Origin of the sequence: Leucobacter sp. HNU, assembly GCF_047946755.1 — a bacterium.
In the GTDB taxonomy this organism is placed as follows: Bacteria; Actinomycetota; Actinomycetes; order Actinomycetales; family Microbacteriaceae; genus Leucobacter.
The window spans coordinates 2,713,682-2,728,387 of record NZ_CP178837.1; the positions used below are offsets into that span (position 1 = coordinate 2,713,682).

The window sequence follows — 14,706 nt, forward strand, 5'->3', positions numbered from 1 at the left end:
AAGGACGCATCGACCATGAGCAGTACCTCCGTGAAACCGCTGCGCGCGGACGAGGACTACGCGATCGCCAACAAGAAGTACCCGTGGCGCTGGGTATCGGCGGTCGTCATCATCGCCCTGTTCGGCCTGCTGCTGTACTCGGCGGTCACGAACCCCCGCTTCCACTGGGACGTCATCGGGCTCTACTTCCGCGACGTCTCCATCGCCCGCGGGATCCAGATCACCCTGCTCCTGACCGTCGTCTGCATGCTGCTCGGCATCGTGCTGGGCATCGTCCTCGCGGTGATGCGCCTCTCCGTGAACCCGGTGGTGCGCGCCGCCGCCGGGTTCTACGTGTTCGCGTTCCGCGGCACCCCCGTGCTCGTGCAGCTCCTGCTCTGGTACAACCTCGCAGCCCTCTACCCCGACATCACCTTCGGGATCCCCGGCGTGCACCTCGACGCGAACCAGATCGTGACGCCGCTCATGGCCGCGATCCTCGGCCTCGGCCTCAACGAGGCCGCGTACATGTCGGAGATCGTGCGCGCCGGGATCCTCTCGGTCGATGCCGGGCAGAGCGAAGCGGCAGGCGCCCTCGGCCTCAACCGCATGCAGACCATGCTGAAGGTCGTGCTGCCGCAGGCGATGCGCGTGATCATCCCGCCGACCGGCAACGAGGCGATCGGCATGCTCAAGCAGACCTCGCTCGTCAGCGTGCTCGCCGTCTCGGAGCTGCTGTACTCCACGCAGGTGATCTACGCGAAGAACTTCCAGGTGATCCCGATGCTCATCGTCGCGAGCATCTGGTACATCATCATGACGACCGTGTTCACCCTCGGCCAGGGCTGGCTCGAGCGCCGCTTCTCACGCGGCACCTCGCGGCACACCCCCGCATCGTGGACCGAGCGCCTGCGCAAGGCGATGCGGGTCCACGCCCCCGAGGCGACCGGAAAGGCGGCCACGCTGTGAGCACCGATACGATCACCGGCGTCGCAGCCGGAACCGGCGCATCCCCCGAGCCCATGGTGCGCGCGTCCGGAGTGCGCAAGCACTTCGGCTCCCTGCAGGTGCTGCAGGGCGTCGACCTCGAGGTGCAGCGCGGTGAAGTCGTCTGCCTCATCGGCGCGTCCGGATCCGGCAAGAGCACGCTGCTGCGCTGCATCAACCACCTCGAGAAGCTCGACGGCGGACGCATCTGGATCGACGGCGACATCGTCGGCTACGACCTGCGCGGACGCACCCTGCACGAGAAGAGCCACGGCGACATCTGCCGGGATCGCACCCAGACCGGCATGGTGTTCCAGCACTTCAACCTGTTCGGCCATATGACCGTGCTCGAGAACATCATGCTCGCGCCGCGCACCGTCCTGAAGCAGAAGCTCTCGGAGGTGCAGCCGCGTGCACTCGCGCTGCTCGAGCAGGTCGGCCTCGCCGACAAGGCGAAGTCCTACCCCCGGCAGCTCTCGGGCGGCCAGCAGCAGCGCGTCGCGATCGCCCGGGCGCTCTGCATGGAGCCGAAGCTCATGCTGTTCGACGAGCCGACCTCGGCGCTCGACCCCGAGCTCGTCGGCGATGTGCTCACGGTGATGCGCGATCTCGCCGCCTCCGGCATGACGATGATCGTCGTGACGCACGAGATGGGCTTCGCCCGCGAGGTCGCCGACCGGGTCGTGTTCATGCACGGCGGACAGATCATCGAGGAGGGCACCCCCGCGCAGGTCCTCGGGGATCCGCAGCACGAGCGCACCCGCGCGTTCCTCTCGGCGGTGCGCTGACCCCGTCGAGTCGTGGGTCCGATCTGAGTGAGGCGGGGCGGCGGCCTGAACCGGTTCAGGCCGCCGCCCCGCCTCAGATCACCTCGAGCTGCTGCGCCGTCCGCTCGATGCGAGCGATGCGGTCGCGCGCCGGGTCGCCGATACGGGTGACGAGGGTTTCGAACAGCGCCTCGATGAGCGCCATGACGGGCAGCACGGAATCGAAGGGGCCGCGTTCGGAGGCGACGCTCGTGAGCACGGCGTCCGCGTCGGTCGCGCAGGGCGACACCCATCGGTCGGTGACGACGACGACGGTCGACTTCCGCGACTTGGCGAGCTGCACGACGGATCGGGTGGCTGCCTCGTAGCGGCGGAAGTCGAACGCGATCACGACGTCCTTCGCGTCGAATCCCGTGACGGTCGCGGCGCGCAGGCTGGCCATCGTCGGCACCATCTGCACGGCGGGGCGGAGCTGCTGCAGGCTCGCGGCGAGGTACTCGGCGAGGAAGGTGCTGTAGCGGCCGCCCACGAGCCAGACCCGGTGCTTGGGATTGGCGATCGCTTCGACCGTCGTGCCGAAGTCGTGATCGGAGAGGCTCGCGAAGGTGGCGCGCAGGTCTTCGACCGGGTCCTCCGCCAGACTGGCGAGACCCCCGGGAGCGACCTCGCGGCGGGCGAGCCCGGTGCGCTCGTAGAGCGCCATGGGCGACGCGCTGCGCTGTTCGAGTTCGCCGCGCAGCGCGCGCTGGAAGTCCGGGAACCCGCTGTAGCCGAGGCGGGTCGTGAAGCGCACCACGGTGGCGCCGCTGACCTCGGCGAGCTCGGCCAGGCCCGCGACGGTCTCGAAGCCGGCGACCGGATACGCGGCGAGCAGGGTACGCGCGACCTTGCGCTCGGACGGCGTGCAGTCCCCCATGCGCTCGCGGATCCGCGCCGCCACGGAGTCGGTGCCCGGCGCGGCCTCCGCCCCGGCCCCCTGCGCCTCGCGAGATCCTGTCATGCGTCGCATCCTCTCAGTCCGGCGCCTGCGGCTCGAAGCCGGATCGCGGATCATCCTGTGCCGCGCGACGCGGCCTCGGGGAGCGCCGCGTTGCACGTGAAACGCCGTCAGTCTATCGACGGGACCCGCGAGAGCGGCCCGATCTCGCGATCGCAACATGCTCGCGATGCGCCCGGCACGCGATGAAATGTACGTTTCGATTATTGCAGCTATTGGCACCGCGTGAAATACTTGCGTCGTCCAGCCCTCAACGACGAGACCGGAGATCCCGCATGCCCCTTCCCCCACGCCGCGCCCGCCTCGGCGCCGCCGTCGCCGTCGCGCTCACCGCGGGTGCGCTCTGCGCCACCGCCATCGCGCCCGCCGCGACTGCCGCACCGCACCCGCGCACCGCCGAGCCGAACGCCCCGGCCGCGCCCGCAGCGCCCGCCGCGCCCGCAGCGCCCGCAGCACCCGCGGCGCAGAACGGCAGCATCGTGCTCATCGGCGGAGCCATCAAGCCGGGCGAGACCCACAGCGAGGCGATCATCCAGCGGATCGTCGACCTCGCGAAGCAGCACGCCGGAACGGAGAAGCCCCGCATCGCGATCGTCACGACCGCCTCGGAGGTCGCGCCGAACGCCACGGAGGCCGCCGACGGCAACACCTACGACAATGCCACCGCCAACGGCCTCTACTACTCCGACTGGTTCGCCGCGCACGGAGCCGACGTCTACGCGGTCCCGGTGGACGTGAACCCCGGCGAGGACTACCCCGGCGACCCGTACAGCGCCGACAACGCGAAGAACGCGGCCGTGGCGCAGGCGGTGCGCGACTCCGACGCCGTCTACTTCGGCGGTGGCGACCAGATCAACTACGTGCGCGCGTTCATGGACTGCACCGCGCCCGATCAGGCCGCCGCCGACATCTACGCGTTCACGTCCTGCACCGACACCCCCGTCATGGCTGCGATCCGCGAGGTCGTCGAATCCGGCGGCGTGACCGCCGGTACGAGCGCCGGCCTCACGATCCAGCAGGGCGCCGACATGATCTCGGGCGGCGACCCCTACCCTCGTGGCGCGACGGTGCGACCGTCGGCTGGTTCGAGGACGACCGCCTCGCCTCGATCCCCTCCGGCGGCTTCGGCTTCTTCACCGAGGGCATGCTCGACTCCCACTTCGCGCGCCGCGACCGCCAGCCCCGCATCGTGCGCCTCGCGATCGCGACCGGCCACGACCGCAGCTTCGGCGTCGAGGAGAAGACCGCGCTCGTCGTGGATCGCGCCGCGCGCACCGGCGAGGTGATCGGACGGCTCGGCGCCAGCCTGCTCGACACGAGCTCCGCCACCTCCGACGGACGCAACGTCGCCGGCGTGCGCTACTCCTACTTCACGACCGGATCCACCATCGACTTCGCCACGGGCGCGATCACCCTCGCGGGCACGGCGCACAGCGGAGCCGGGGCCGCCGCGGCACCCGTCGCGCCCACCGACATCTGGGGTTCGGACGAGTGCGAGGGCGGCATCTTCGGCACGCTCGACCTGGCGCAGGGCCTCGTGAAGTCCTCGGCGTCGACCGCGACCGGCGACACCTGCGATTCACCGGCCGAATCCCCGCGGTTCCGCACCACCTTCACCCGCACGGCGAGCACGACGTGGAACGATGACGGCGGCTTCACCGATCTCGCCATGAGCATCACCGGGATCCCCTCGTTCTCGGCGGTCGCGAGCGCGCCCGGATCGGCCGGCACGCCGAACCCGCAGGTTCCCGCCGGCTCGCAGGCCACGATCACCGTGACCGTGACCAATACCGGCGGCACCCCGCTCACCGGGTTCCGGATCGAATCCGACGGGTCCGGCGCGGTCTCCGCGGCTTCGGATCCGGCCTCCACCACGGTCGTCGCCCCCGGCGGGACCCTGCAGTTGCAGACGACCCGCACCGTCGCGAAGGGCCCGCAGACCTTCGCGCTGCGGATCACCGCGACCGCGGTCGACGCGAACGGCGCCGAGCTCGGAGTCGCGACTGCGCCGCAGACCGCATCGATCGCGTTCGTCGGGGTCGGCACCGGCACCGAGGCGAATGCGAGTGCGAACGCCGGTGCGAACGCGAACGGATCGAGCGACTCGGGCGGATCGAGCTCGGATGCGAAGGGGTCGGCGACCGGCAGCACCTCGTCGGGCGCGAACGGGGCGGCCGACGGGTCGGGATCCGGGGCCGATGGCCAGGGCTCGCTCGCGCGGACCGGCGCCCCCGCGGACGGCCTCGCGCTTCCTGCTGCGGCCATCCTGCTGCTCGCGGGAGCCGCGGCGCTGATCGCCCGCGCACGCCTCCGCGCCCGCGTGTAGGTCGCGGGCCCGCGTAGGGCGCGGGCCCGCGACCTGCATCGAGTGGCGCCGAACCGCGGCTTCGCACCCTGCGAAGCAGGTGTTTGGCGCCATTCGACGGGAGGTCCGAGGGCGGGTGGAGCGGGTCGAGGGCGAGGGACTACGCCCCGAGGCCCGACCCTGAGCCCGACCCAGGGCCCGCACCCGCACCCGCACCCGCACGGTCCCTCGCGCGCCACAGCGCGATGCCCGCACCCAGCTGCCAGACCATGAACAGGTCGACCGCGCCGCGCTCCGAGATGCCGTCGGGGAGCAGCACGTGCCCCACGAGCAGGGCGGCGCTGACGAAGCCCAGCCCGCCGAGCACGGGCCCGGCGATTTCGTAGCGGCCGAGCTGCGGCACCGCCCGCTTCGACACGATCGCCACCAGGTTGCCGCCGGCGATCGCCGCGATGGCGCCGATGATGTGGAAGATCATGAGGCCGTTCTCGGCGTTCGCGGGCGAGCCCGGCACGAGCCCCACGAGGGCGACGCCGGCGGCGTGGATCGCGCCGAGCACGAGGAACGTCCCGCCCGCCACCCCGCGCCGGAGCATCGGAGCGAGCAGCGCGAGCCCGATCCCGAACAGCAGGCCCTCGCCGAGGAACCCGGCGTTCATGACGGCGTGCAGCGGCGAGTCGAGCGTGCGCCCGTCGAGCGCACCGCCGTCGGGCACGCCGAGATCGCTGATGAAGAACGTCGCGTAGCTGTAGCCGGGGAACGCGGACGCGGCGATCGCCTCGCAGAGCAGGTACCAGATGGGGGCCGCGACCCACAGCAGGCCGATGGAACCGAGGATCGGGGTCGCCCGGGCGACGGGGCCGGTCGGATCCGCGGACGGGACCCCGCTCATTCGGCCGCTCCGACCGGCTCCGCTCCGACCGAAGCCGCACCGACCGAAACCGACGCGCCCGGCACCGGTGCACCCGCCGCCAGGGCATCGACGGCCCGCGCGAGGAGTTCGGCACGGCGCTCCGGAGTCCGCGCCCGCAGCAGGGGCAGGATCAGCGCGTACCGCTCGGTCCGGCCGAGTTCCGCGAACGCGCGCTCGGCATCGGGTCGTGCGGCGAGCGCCGCGATCAGCTCCGGCGGCGTCTCGGCGTCCCGCTGGGAGGCGTAGGCCGCGTCCCATCGCCCGTCGGCCCGGGCCGCGGCGGCCGCGGCGTGCCCGGCGGGACGCACCCGCCCGGCGGCCGCGAGCGCTTCGAACTTCAGCACGTTGATCCGCGACCACGGGCTCGCGGGGCGTCTTGGCGAGTACCGCTGCAGGAACGACTCCGCGTCGTTCGATCTGCGCTGCCCGTCGATCCACCCGAAGCACAGGGCGCCGTCGAGGGCGTCCTCGATGCGGAGCCCCGGCCGGCGGGACCGGCGCTTCGCGATCCGCAGCCACGCGTCGGAGGCGCTGCCGTGCTGGGCCTCGAGCCAGGCCTCCCACTCGGCGCCGGAGACGAAGTCGAGCACGGTCACGGGCACGGTCACGGTCACGGGACGAGCACCGCTCGGCCCTGCACGCGCCCGTGGTGCAGGTCGTCGAAGGCCTGTACGGCGTCGTCGAGCGCGTAGCGCACGACTTCGACGCCGATCTTGCCGGCCCGCGCGAGCGCGACGGCCTCGCGCATGTCGGAGCGGGTGCCGCCGTAGGCGCGTTCGATGTTGACGCCCCACGGCAGCGGGGTGCCGCTGCCCGCAACGTAGGGGAAGGATCCGCCGCCGAGGCCGACGAAGCGGATCGCCCCGCCGCCGCGCACGACGGCGACGGCGAGGTCGACGGTGGGCTGCACGCCCACGAAGTCGAGCACGACGTCGGCGCCGACGCCGCCCGTCTCCTCGAGGATCCGGGCCGCGGCCGCCCCGTCGCTCGGGATCGCGAGGTCGGCGCCGTGCTCCCGCGCGAACGCGAGCTTCTCGGGGTCGGTGTCGAGCGCGATGATGCGGGCGCCCGTGGTGGCGGCGAGGATCTGCAGCGCCATGTGCCCGAGCCCGCCAAGTCCGATGGTGACGACGGTCGCGTCGCCGGTCATGCGGTCGCGCACGGTGTTGATGGCGTGCATGGGGGTGAGCGCGGCGTCGGCGAGCGGTGCCGCCGCCACCGGGTCGAGGTCGCCGATGGGGTCCAAGTGACGGGCCTTCACCGCGAGGTAGTCGGCCATGCCGCCGGGGCTGCCGATGCCGGGCGAGAGCGGCGCGAGCGCACTGCGGGGGTAGACGACCTCGCACTGGTTGTCCCGCCCGGCCAGGCACTCGCGGCACTGCCCGCACGAGAGGATCAGGGCCACGAGCGCGCGGTCGCCGACCTGCCAGCCCGAGACGTCGGAGCCGAGCCGCTCGACGGTGCCCGAGACCTCGTGGCCGAGCGTGCCGCCGATGAGCGGGTTCTCGTCACCCATCCCGATGATCGCGATGTCGGAGTGGCAGAGCCCGGCCCCGCTGACTTTCAGCAGCACCTCGTCGGGCTGGATCTCGGGGACGGGCTTGTCGAGGATCTCGACGGTGTTGTTCTTGACGTAGGTGACAGCACGCAACGCGGCCTCCTCTTCTGGCCGCGGGTGTGCGGCCGCAGTTCGAACGGGCGCCGGTCCGGACGTCCGCCCTCAGGCTACGCCTCCCGGCCCGGCTTCGGGCGAGTGCCCGGCGAACGCCCGGACTCCGGCCCAACTCCGGCGCGTCGGGGTGGGACCTGGGTACCATTTCGCCCGCGAACGCCGCGCTCCGAGGCCGTTCCGCAGTATTCGCTCCCTAAAATGTTCCCCATGAGCGAACCCCCGCGAAGGCCGCCCCGACGGAGCCCGTCGAACCGGCCGAGCGTCCAGAGCCCTCGAAGGCGGTGCGCGTCCTGCAGCGCACCCTCCGCTGGCTCTCGCAGTTCCCCTTCACCATCGCGCTCGTCGCGGTGATGATCGTCATCGCGATCCTGACGGGAACCCACATCACTCCGCTCGCGCGCCTGCCCTGGTACCAGGACGTCGCAACCGGCCTGCCCGCGTTCCGGCAGGGGCACTGGTGGACCCTCGGCACCTCGCCCTGGTTCATCGCCCACCCGCTCCGGGTGATCGGCGCGCTGCCGCTCGTGATCGGCGGCGTCGGCTGGGCCGAGGCCAAATTCGGGTCGCTCCGCGCGCTCGGGCTGTTCCTCGCCGGGCACCTGGTCGGCGCGCTCGGCGCGGCAGGCACCCTCGCGCTCGCCGCCGGCAACGGGTGGCCCTGGGCGGCGCAGGTCTCGCGCGCGCTCGACGTCGGCCCCGCTTCCGGGGCCATCGCCTGCCTCGTCTTCGCCATGAGCACGCTGCCGTCGCCCTGGCGACTGCGCGCGCGCTACGCGGTGGTCGCCTGGGCGGCCATCGGGCTGCTCTACGTCGGCAAGATCGTCAACGTCGAGCACGCGATCGTGGTCGCCGTCGCCCTGCTCGTCAGCGGACTGCTGCCGGCCTTCCGCCACCCGGCCGGCCGGCCGACCGTACGCGAGTGGCGCCTGCTCGGCTTCGTCGGCCTGATCGTGATCGGGGTCGTCGAGGTGTTCGCGCTGCTGATCCCGTTCAACGGCCCGCTGGGCGAGAACGACCCGGTCACGCCGACCGCCGACGTGGTCATCGACCTCGTCGCGATCGCGATCCTGGCGAACGGCGTGCGCCTCGGCCTGCGCCTGGCGTGGATCGCGACCATCGCGTTCGCGTGCTTCAACCTGGCGACCGCGGTGATCGCGACCGTGTTCCTGCCGCAGGCGCTCGATCTCGGCCTGCTCGACGAGCCCGGGATCCTCTTCACCTCGATCCTGCCCTCGGCCGTGCTCTGGCTGGCGCAGCTGATCGTGATGCTGCTCGGCCGCGGTGCGTTCCGCGTCCCCCTGCGGCACTCCCGGCGCACCTTCGCCGCGCGCACGCTGACCCGCACCGAGGCGCTCGACCGCCTGCGCGAATTCGGCGGAGGCAACATCTCGTGGATGATCGGCTGGCCCGACAACCGGCACATCGCCGTCGGCTCCGGCCTCATCGCCTACCAGGCGCACGCGGGCGTCGCGATCGCGCTCGGCGATCCCATCGCGCCGAAGGAGCAGTTCGGCGTCGCGCTCGACGAGTTCGCCCGATCGGCCGAGCACGCGGGCTTCGTCCCGTGCGTGTTCTCGGCCTCCGCGCTGAGCGACGAGCACCGTCCGGCCGGCTGGCGCTCGGCGGTGATCGCCGAGGACACCATCGTCGACCTGCCCGGACTCGCCTTCACCGGCAAGCGCTGGAACTCGGTGCGCACGTCGATCAATCGCGCGGCGCGCGAGGGGATCGAGTTCCGCATGTGCACGCTCGCCGACGAGCCGTGGAGCGTGCTCGCCCAGGTGCGCGCCATCTCGGAGCAGTGGAGCGGCGACAAGGGCCTCCCCGAGATGCGCTTCACGCTGGGGACCGTCGAGGAGGCGCGCGATCCCGAGACCCGCGTCGGCATCGCGGTCGATGCCGAGGGCAGCCTGCACGGCATCACCTCGTGGCTGCCGGTCTACGGGCCCGGAGGACAGATCCGCGGCTGGACCCTCGACCTCATGCGCCGGCGCGACGACGGCTTCGGCCCGGTCATGGAGTACCTGATCGCCGAGTCGGCGAAGCACTTCGCGGAGGCCGGATACGAGTTCGTGTCGCTCTCGGGCGCACCGCTCGTGCGCCCCGAGCAGGAGGATCCCGGCCCCGTCGACTTCGTGCTCGACCGCCTGAGCGAAACCCTCGAGCCGCTCTACGGCTTCCGCTCGCTGCACTTCTTCAAGCGCAAGTTCCACCCGCGCCACGAGCCGCTGTACATGCTGTACCGCGACGAGGGCGACCTGCCGCGCATCGCCGTGGCGCTGACCCGCGCCTACCTGCCCGACGCGACGCTGCGCGATCTCGCCTCCTCGGCGGCGAGCGCCCGGTCATGAGCAGCGGGCGTCGGGCATGAGCGCGAAGGTGAAGCAGCAGCGGAGGGCGCGGGCGCCGAAGCGCCGGCTCCCCGGGTCGCCGCGGCGATCGCGAACTGGACCACGGTCGTCGGCGAGGTCCTCGGCGTCGTGATGCAGCTGCTGCTCGTCCTCCTCGGCTGGGCCCTCGCGATGAGCGAGAACAAGGTGGAGCTGTCGATCGTCGCGGTCGTGTGGTGCTTCGTCGCCGCGCTGTACCTGGGGATCGTCGCGCTCGGACTCTCGATCATGATCCGCATCAGCGACGAGGATCCGCCGGTCGTGCGCCGCGTCGTCGGCCACCCCGTGATGCGCGTGTTCTCGAACCTCACGACCTTCGGTGCGAGCGCGTTCGGCCTGCTCGTGGCCGCGCAGGTGATCATCAATCGGCGCGATGCCGACCGCACCGCCTTCCTCGAGGCCGCGGCGGTGTGCGCGATGTTGCTCTCGTGGGCCCTGTTCAACTGGGGCTTCGCCCGTGTCTACTATTCGCGCTACCACCGCGCGGAGGTGCCGCCGCTGCACTTCCCGCGCACCGAGGACCCGCGGCTCAGCGACTTCGCGTACTTCTCGTTCACCAACGCGACGACGTTCGCGGTGTCGGACGTGCGGGTCACCGAGACGCGCATGCGCTGGACCACGGTCTGGCACACCTCGATGGCGTTCTTCTTCAACGCGCTGATCCTCGCGCTCACCATGAGCACGATCACGAGCGGACGGTTCCTCGACTTCGACCTCGACAAGTTCCTCGACGAGCTGGTCAGCATCACCGGGTGACGACCGGCGCAACTTCGCGAAATCCGGCTGGAATAGTTCGCAGGGTGGAGCGTTAGGGTAGACGTAGGTTCCGGGGTCGGTGAGAATCCGAACCGGCGGTGAGAGTCCGCGACCCCCGCATTCGCGGGGCTGAACCGGTGGAATTCCGGTACCGACGGTGATGGGCGGCAGTTCGACTGCGCGCCCGAGTCCGGATGGAAGGAACGAGGGCACCTGCCGCTGCGCAGGCGATCCCAATTCCCGGCACCCGAGAAACGAGACGGAATGCTGGGTGACGAGCTGCTGAGCAGCGCCATGAGGCGCACGCTCGACCTCGCCGGGCGCGGGCCGGCGGGCGATCTCAATCCCCGCGTCGGGTGCGTGCTGCTCGATTCCGAGGGCCGCATCGTGGCCGAGGGCTGGCACCGCGGCAGCGGCACGGCGCACGCCGAGGTCGACGCGCTCGCGCACCTGCCCGCCGAGTGGCGCAGCCGGGCCGGCGAGCTGACGGCGGTCGTGTCGCTCGAACCCTGCAACCACACGGGCCGCACCGGACCCTGCGCGCGCGCGCTGATCGAGGCGGGCGTCGGTGCCGTCGCCTACGGTCTCGACGATCCGGGCGACGCGTCGGCCGGCGGTGCCGAGACGCTGCGGGCCGCGGGCGTCGACGTGCGCGGCGGCCTGCTCGCGGGCGAGGTGCGCGCCTCGGTCGAGGACTGGCTCGCGGCGCAGGAGCGCGCGCGGCTCGAAGCCGAGGGATCCGCGCCGCTCGTGCGGTCCCGCCGCCCGCGCGTCATCGCGAAGTGGGCGCAGACCCTCGACGGTCGCGCCGCCGCGGCCGACGGCAGCAGCCAGTGGATCACGGGCCCCGCGGCCCGCGCCGACGTGCATCGGCGCCGGGCGGCGGCCGACGCGATCCTCGTGGGCACCGGCACGCTGCTCGCCGACGACCCCTCGCTCACGGCGCGGGACGCCGCGGGCGAGCTCCTGGTCCCGGCGGCGTCACAGCCGATCCCGATCGTGCTCGGCCATCGCGAGACGCCCGTCGGCGCCCGCATCGACGCGCACCCGGCACTCGCAGCGCACGGTCTGAACGCGCCGATCCGCCTCGACGGCGAGCACCTCGCCGCAGACCTCGCCTCGCTCTCCGAGTACGGCATCGGATCCGTCTTCGTCGAGGGCGGCCCGACCGTGGTGAGCGCGCTGCTCGCGGCCGACCTCGTCGACGAGCTCCTCGTCTACGTGGCCCCGGCGCTGCTCGGCGGGCCGCGCCACGCCATCGGCGACCTCGGCATCTCGAACATGGGCGGGATCCGACGCCTCGCCATCGCCGAGCGCATCGTGCTCGGCCCCGACCTGCTGATTCGCGCAACCATCGAACCCCGCACGGAGGTGCTCTGACATGTTCACCGGACTGATCGAAGAGATCGGCGAGATCACCGAGATCTCGCCCGTCGGCGACTCGCTCCGACTCACGATCCGCGGCGAGAAGGTCACCTCGGACGCCGGGCACGGCGACTCGATCTCGGTCTCGGGCGTGTGCCTCACCGTGATCGATCAGGGCGAGGCCACCTTCGCCGCCGACGTGATGGCGCAGTCGATCCGCATGTCGACGCTGGGCGGTCTCGCGGTCGGCGACCGCGTCAACCTGGAGCGCGCGGCGCGCGTCGACAGCCGCCTCGGCGGGCACATCGTGCAGGGCCACGTCGACGGCACCGCGCAGCTGCTCTCGGTCACGCCCGAGGACAATTGGCGGGTGCTGCGCTTCGCGCTGCCGCGCGAGCTCGCCCCGCTGCTCGTCGACAAGGGCTCCGTGACCCTCTCGGGCGTCTCGCTCACCGTGTCGAGCATCGCGCCCGCCGAAGACCCCGAGCCCTGGTTCGAGGTGTCCCTGATCCCCGAGACCCTCGTCGCCACCACCCTCGGCGCGCTGCAGCCCGGCGACCGTGTGAACGTCGAGACCGACATCCTCGCGCGCCACGTCGCCCGCATGCTGCGCTTCGGCCTCACCGCCGGCGCCGACGACCCCCGCGCCCTCGACTTGACCGGCAGCGTCGACGCGCCCGCGGTCCCCCAGTCCACCACCGAAGGAAACTGAAGCAATGACCATCGCCAGCATCGAGACGGCGGTCGCCGCACTCCGCGAGGGTCGGCCCGTGATCGTGGCCGACAACGAGAACCGTGAGAACGAGGGCGACGTGATCCTGTCGGCCGAGCTCGCCACCCCCGAGTGGGTCGCGTGGTCGGTGCAGCACTCGTCGGGCCTGCTCTGCGCGCCCATGACCAACGCGATCGCCGACCAGCTCGATCTCCCCATGATGGTGGAGCGCAACGAGGACGCCCGCGGCACCGCCTACACCGTCACGGTCGACGCGGCCGAGGGCATCACGACGGGGATCAGCGCGAGCGACCGGGCGACCACCCTGCGCGCGCTCGCGAACCCCGATGGCAAGCCCACCGACGTGAAGCGCCCCGGCCACGTGCTGCCACTGCGCGCCGTCGACGGCGGCGTGCGCGCACGCGACGGCCACACCGAGGCCTCGGTCGAGCTCATGCGTCTCGCGGGTCTGCGCGAGGTCGCCATGATCGGCGAGATCGTCGCGGAGGACGGCGAGATGATGCGCCTGCCCGGGCTCATCGAGCTGGGCGAGCGCGAGAACGTGCCCGTCACCACCATCGAGCGCCTGATCGACTACCTGAACGAGCACGACCCGCAGGGCGCCCCCGCGGCCGAGCTCGAGCACCGCAGCGTCAGCCTGCGCGCCGACCCGCTCGTACCGACCGAGCACGGCGACTTCCGCATGCGCGCGTACCGCGACCGCCGCACCGGCGTCGACCACGTCGCGCTCATCGCCGCGGGCACCGCCCCGGCGCTGCCCGCGGAGGGCGCGCTCGTGCGCGTCCACTCCGAGTGCATCACGGGCGAGGCCTTCGGCTCGCTCAAGTGCGAGTGCGGCCCGCAGCTGCGCGCCGCCATGGACCTCGTGCACGAGCAGGGCGGCATGGTGATCTACCTGCGCGGCCAGGAGGGGCGCGGCATCGGCCTCGCCAACAAGCTGCGCGCCTACCAGCTGCAGGAGCAGGGGGTCGACACGCTCGACGCGAACCTCCAGCTCGGGCTCCCCGCCGACGCCCGCGACTACACGGCTGCGGCCGAGATCGTCGCCGACCTGGGCCTGCGCGGGATCCGGCTGCTCACCAACAACCCCGACAAGGTGTCGCAGCTCGAGCGGCAGGGCGTCGACGTCGCCGAGCGCGTGCCGCTCGTCGTCGGCGTGAACGAGACCAACGCGGCCTACCTCGAGACCAAGCGGGATCGCATGGGCCATCAGCTGCCGGCATCGAGCGTGCTGGCCGACACGAACGGAGCATCCGCATGAGCGGCGCAGGAGCACCCGACCTGGCAGTGGACGCGACGGGCCTGCGGGTCGCGATCGTGGCCGGCAGCTGGCACGAGCAGGTGATGTCCGGGCTCATCGCCGGAGCCGAGGCCACGCTCGCTGCGGCCGGTGCCTCGTTCGAGCTGATCCGCGTGGCGGGCGCGTTCGAGCTGCCGCTCATCGCGCAGGCCGCGCTGCGCCCCGCCTCGCAGGGCGGTGGCGGCTTCGACGCGGTCGTCGGGCTCGGCGTGATCATCCGCGGCGGCACCCCCACTTCGAGTTCGTCGCGAACTCGGTCACCGACGGGCTCACCCGCGTGCAGCTCGACTCGGGCAAGCCCGTCGGCTTCGGCGTGCTCACGACCGACAGCGAGCAGCAGGCGATCGACCGCTCGGGTCTTCCCGGCTCGGCCGAGTCGAAGGGGCAGGAGGCCGCCGAGGCCGCGCTGCACTCCGCGGCGGCGCTGCGCGCGCTCGCCTCGGCGTAGGGTTCCGCGGGGCGCGGGCGCGGGCGCGCGCCCACCCCTCATCGAGATGACCCGTTCGCGGGTTTTGAGCGCCCATAACCCGCGAACGGGTCAT

General features: G+C 72.1%; 12 protein-coding genes and 1 pseudogene. 9 read left to right on the plus strand and 4 right to left on the minus strand.

Annotated features, from left to right (window positions below; translation table 11 throughout):
- Positions 1–15 precede the first annotated feature (15 nt).
- Together AB3K78_RS13290 and AB3K78_RS13295 are read left to right on the plus strand one after the other, a co-directional pair.
- The gene (locus tag AB3K78_RS13290) at positions 16–948 is read left to right on the plus strand and encodes an amino acid ABC transporter permease (RefSeq protein WP_416443972.1); all 933 of its coding nucleotides are present in this window, start codon (positions 16–18) and stop codon (positions 946–948) included.
- A gap of 53 nt (positions 949–1,001) precedes the next feature.
- The gene (locus AB3K78_RS13295) at positions 1,002–1,754 is read left to right on the plus strand and encodes an amino acid ABC transporter ATP-binding protein (protein WP_416447360.1); all 753 of its coding nucleotides are present in this window, start codon (positions 1,002–1,004) and stop codon (positions 1,752–1,754) included.
- A 73-nt stretch (positions 1,755–1,827) separates the two neighbouring features.
- Here AB3K78_RS13295 and AB3K78_RS13300 read toward each other — a convergent pair whose 3' ends face one another.
- Entirely contained in the window at positions 1,828–2,733 is a 906-nt protein-coding gene (locus tag AB3K78_RS13300; protein WP_416443974.1) for a MurR/RpiR family transcriptional regulator, read from the minus strand.
- Between the two features lie 1,141 nt (positions 2,734–3,874).
- Between AB3K78_RS13300 and AB3K78_RS13305 the strand changes: the two genes are divergently transcribed.
- Positions 3,875–5,056, plus strand: coding sequence for a hypothetical protein (locus tag AB3K78_RS13305; RefSeq protein WP_416443976.1), 1,182 nt, complete (start codon positions 3,875–3,877; stop codon positions 5,054–5,056).
- Between the two features lie 139 nt (positions 5,057–5,195).
- Here the strand turns inward: AB3K78_RS13305 and AB3K78_RS13310 are convergent, their stop codons facing one another.
- The 3 genes from AB3K78_RS13310 to AB3K78_RS13320 are packed head-to-tail and all read right to left on the minus strand — an operon-like array spanning position 5,196 to position 7,599.
- Complete coding sequence (locus AB3K78_RS13310; RefSeq protein WP_416443978.1) at positions 5,196–5,927, minus strand: DUF998 domain-containing protein; 732 nt, start codon at positions 5,925–5,927, stop codon at positions 5,196–5,198.
- Positions 5,924–6,562, minus strand: coding sequence for a YdeI/OmpD-associated family protein (locus tag AB3K78_RS13315; protein ID WP_416443980.1), 639 nt, complete (start codon positions 6,560–6,562; stop codon positions 5,924–5,926). The genes AB3K78_RS13310 and AB3K78_RS13315 overlap by 4 nt, the downstream gene beginning before the upstream one ends.
- Positions 6,559–7,599, minus strand: coding sequence for an alcohol dehydrogenase catalytic domain-containing protein (locus AB3K78_RS13320; protein WP_416443982.1), 1,041 nt, complete (start codon positions 7,597–7,599; stop codon positions 6,559–6,561). Before AB3K78_RS13320 ends, AB3K78_RS13315 begins: the two co-directional genes overlap by 4 nt.
- A gap of 302 nt (positions 7,600–7,901) precedes the next feature.
- On the opposite strand from AB3K78_RS13320, the gene AB3K78_RS13325 reads away from it, so the two are divergent.
- The 6 genes and pseudogenes from AB3K78_RS13325 to ribH all read left to right on the plus strand — a co-directional run bounded on the left by AB3K78_RS13325 (position 7,902) and on the right by ribH (position 14,612).
- Positions 7,902–9,971 carry a bifunctional lysylphosphatidylglycerol flippase/synthetase MprF gene (locus AB3K78_RS13325; protein WP_416443984.1) on the plus strand — a complete coding sequence of 690 codons (2,070 nt, stop codon included), beginning with the start codon at positions 7,902–7,904 and terminating at the stop codon, positions 9,969–9,971.
- 132 nt (positions 9,972–10,103) lie between these two features.
- Positions 10,104–10,766 carry a DUF1345 domain-containing protein gene (locus AB3K78_RS13330; RefSeq protein ID WP_416447361.1) on the plus strand — a complete coding sequence of 221 codons (663 nt, stop codon included), beginning with the start codon at positions 10,104–10,106 and terminating at the stop codon, positions 10,764–10,766.
- A 264-nt stretch (positions 10,767–11,030) separates the two neighbouring features.
- The gene (ribD, locus tag AB3K78_RS13335; protein ID WP_416443986.1) at positions 11,031–12,146 is read left to right on the plus strand and encodes a bifunctional diaminohydroxyphosphoribosylaminopyrimidine deaminase/5-amino-6-(5-phosphoribosylamino)uracil reductase RibD; all 1,116 of its coding nucleotides are present in this window, start codon (positions 11,031–11,033) and stop codon (positions 12,144–12,146) included.
- A gap of 1 nt (position 12,147) precedes the next feature.
- Entirely contained in the window at positions 12,148–12,843 is a 696-nt protein-coding gene (locus tag AB3K78_RS13340) for a riboflavin synthase (RefSeq protein WP_416443988.1), read from the plus strand.
- Between the two features lie 4 nt (positions 12,844–12,847).
- Entirely contained in the window at positions 12,848–14,125 is a 1,278-nt protein-coding gene (gene ribA, locus AB3K78_RS13345) for a GTP cyclohydrolase II (RefSeq protein WP_416443990.1), read from the plus strand.
- Positions 14,122–14,612 (plus strand): annotated as a pseudogene (gene ribH / locus AB3K78_RS13350) (6,7-dimethyl-8-ribityllumazine synthase). Before ribA ends, ribH begins: the two are co-directional and overlap by 4 nt.
- Positions 14,613–14,706 lie beyond the last annotated feature (94 nt).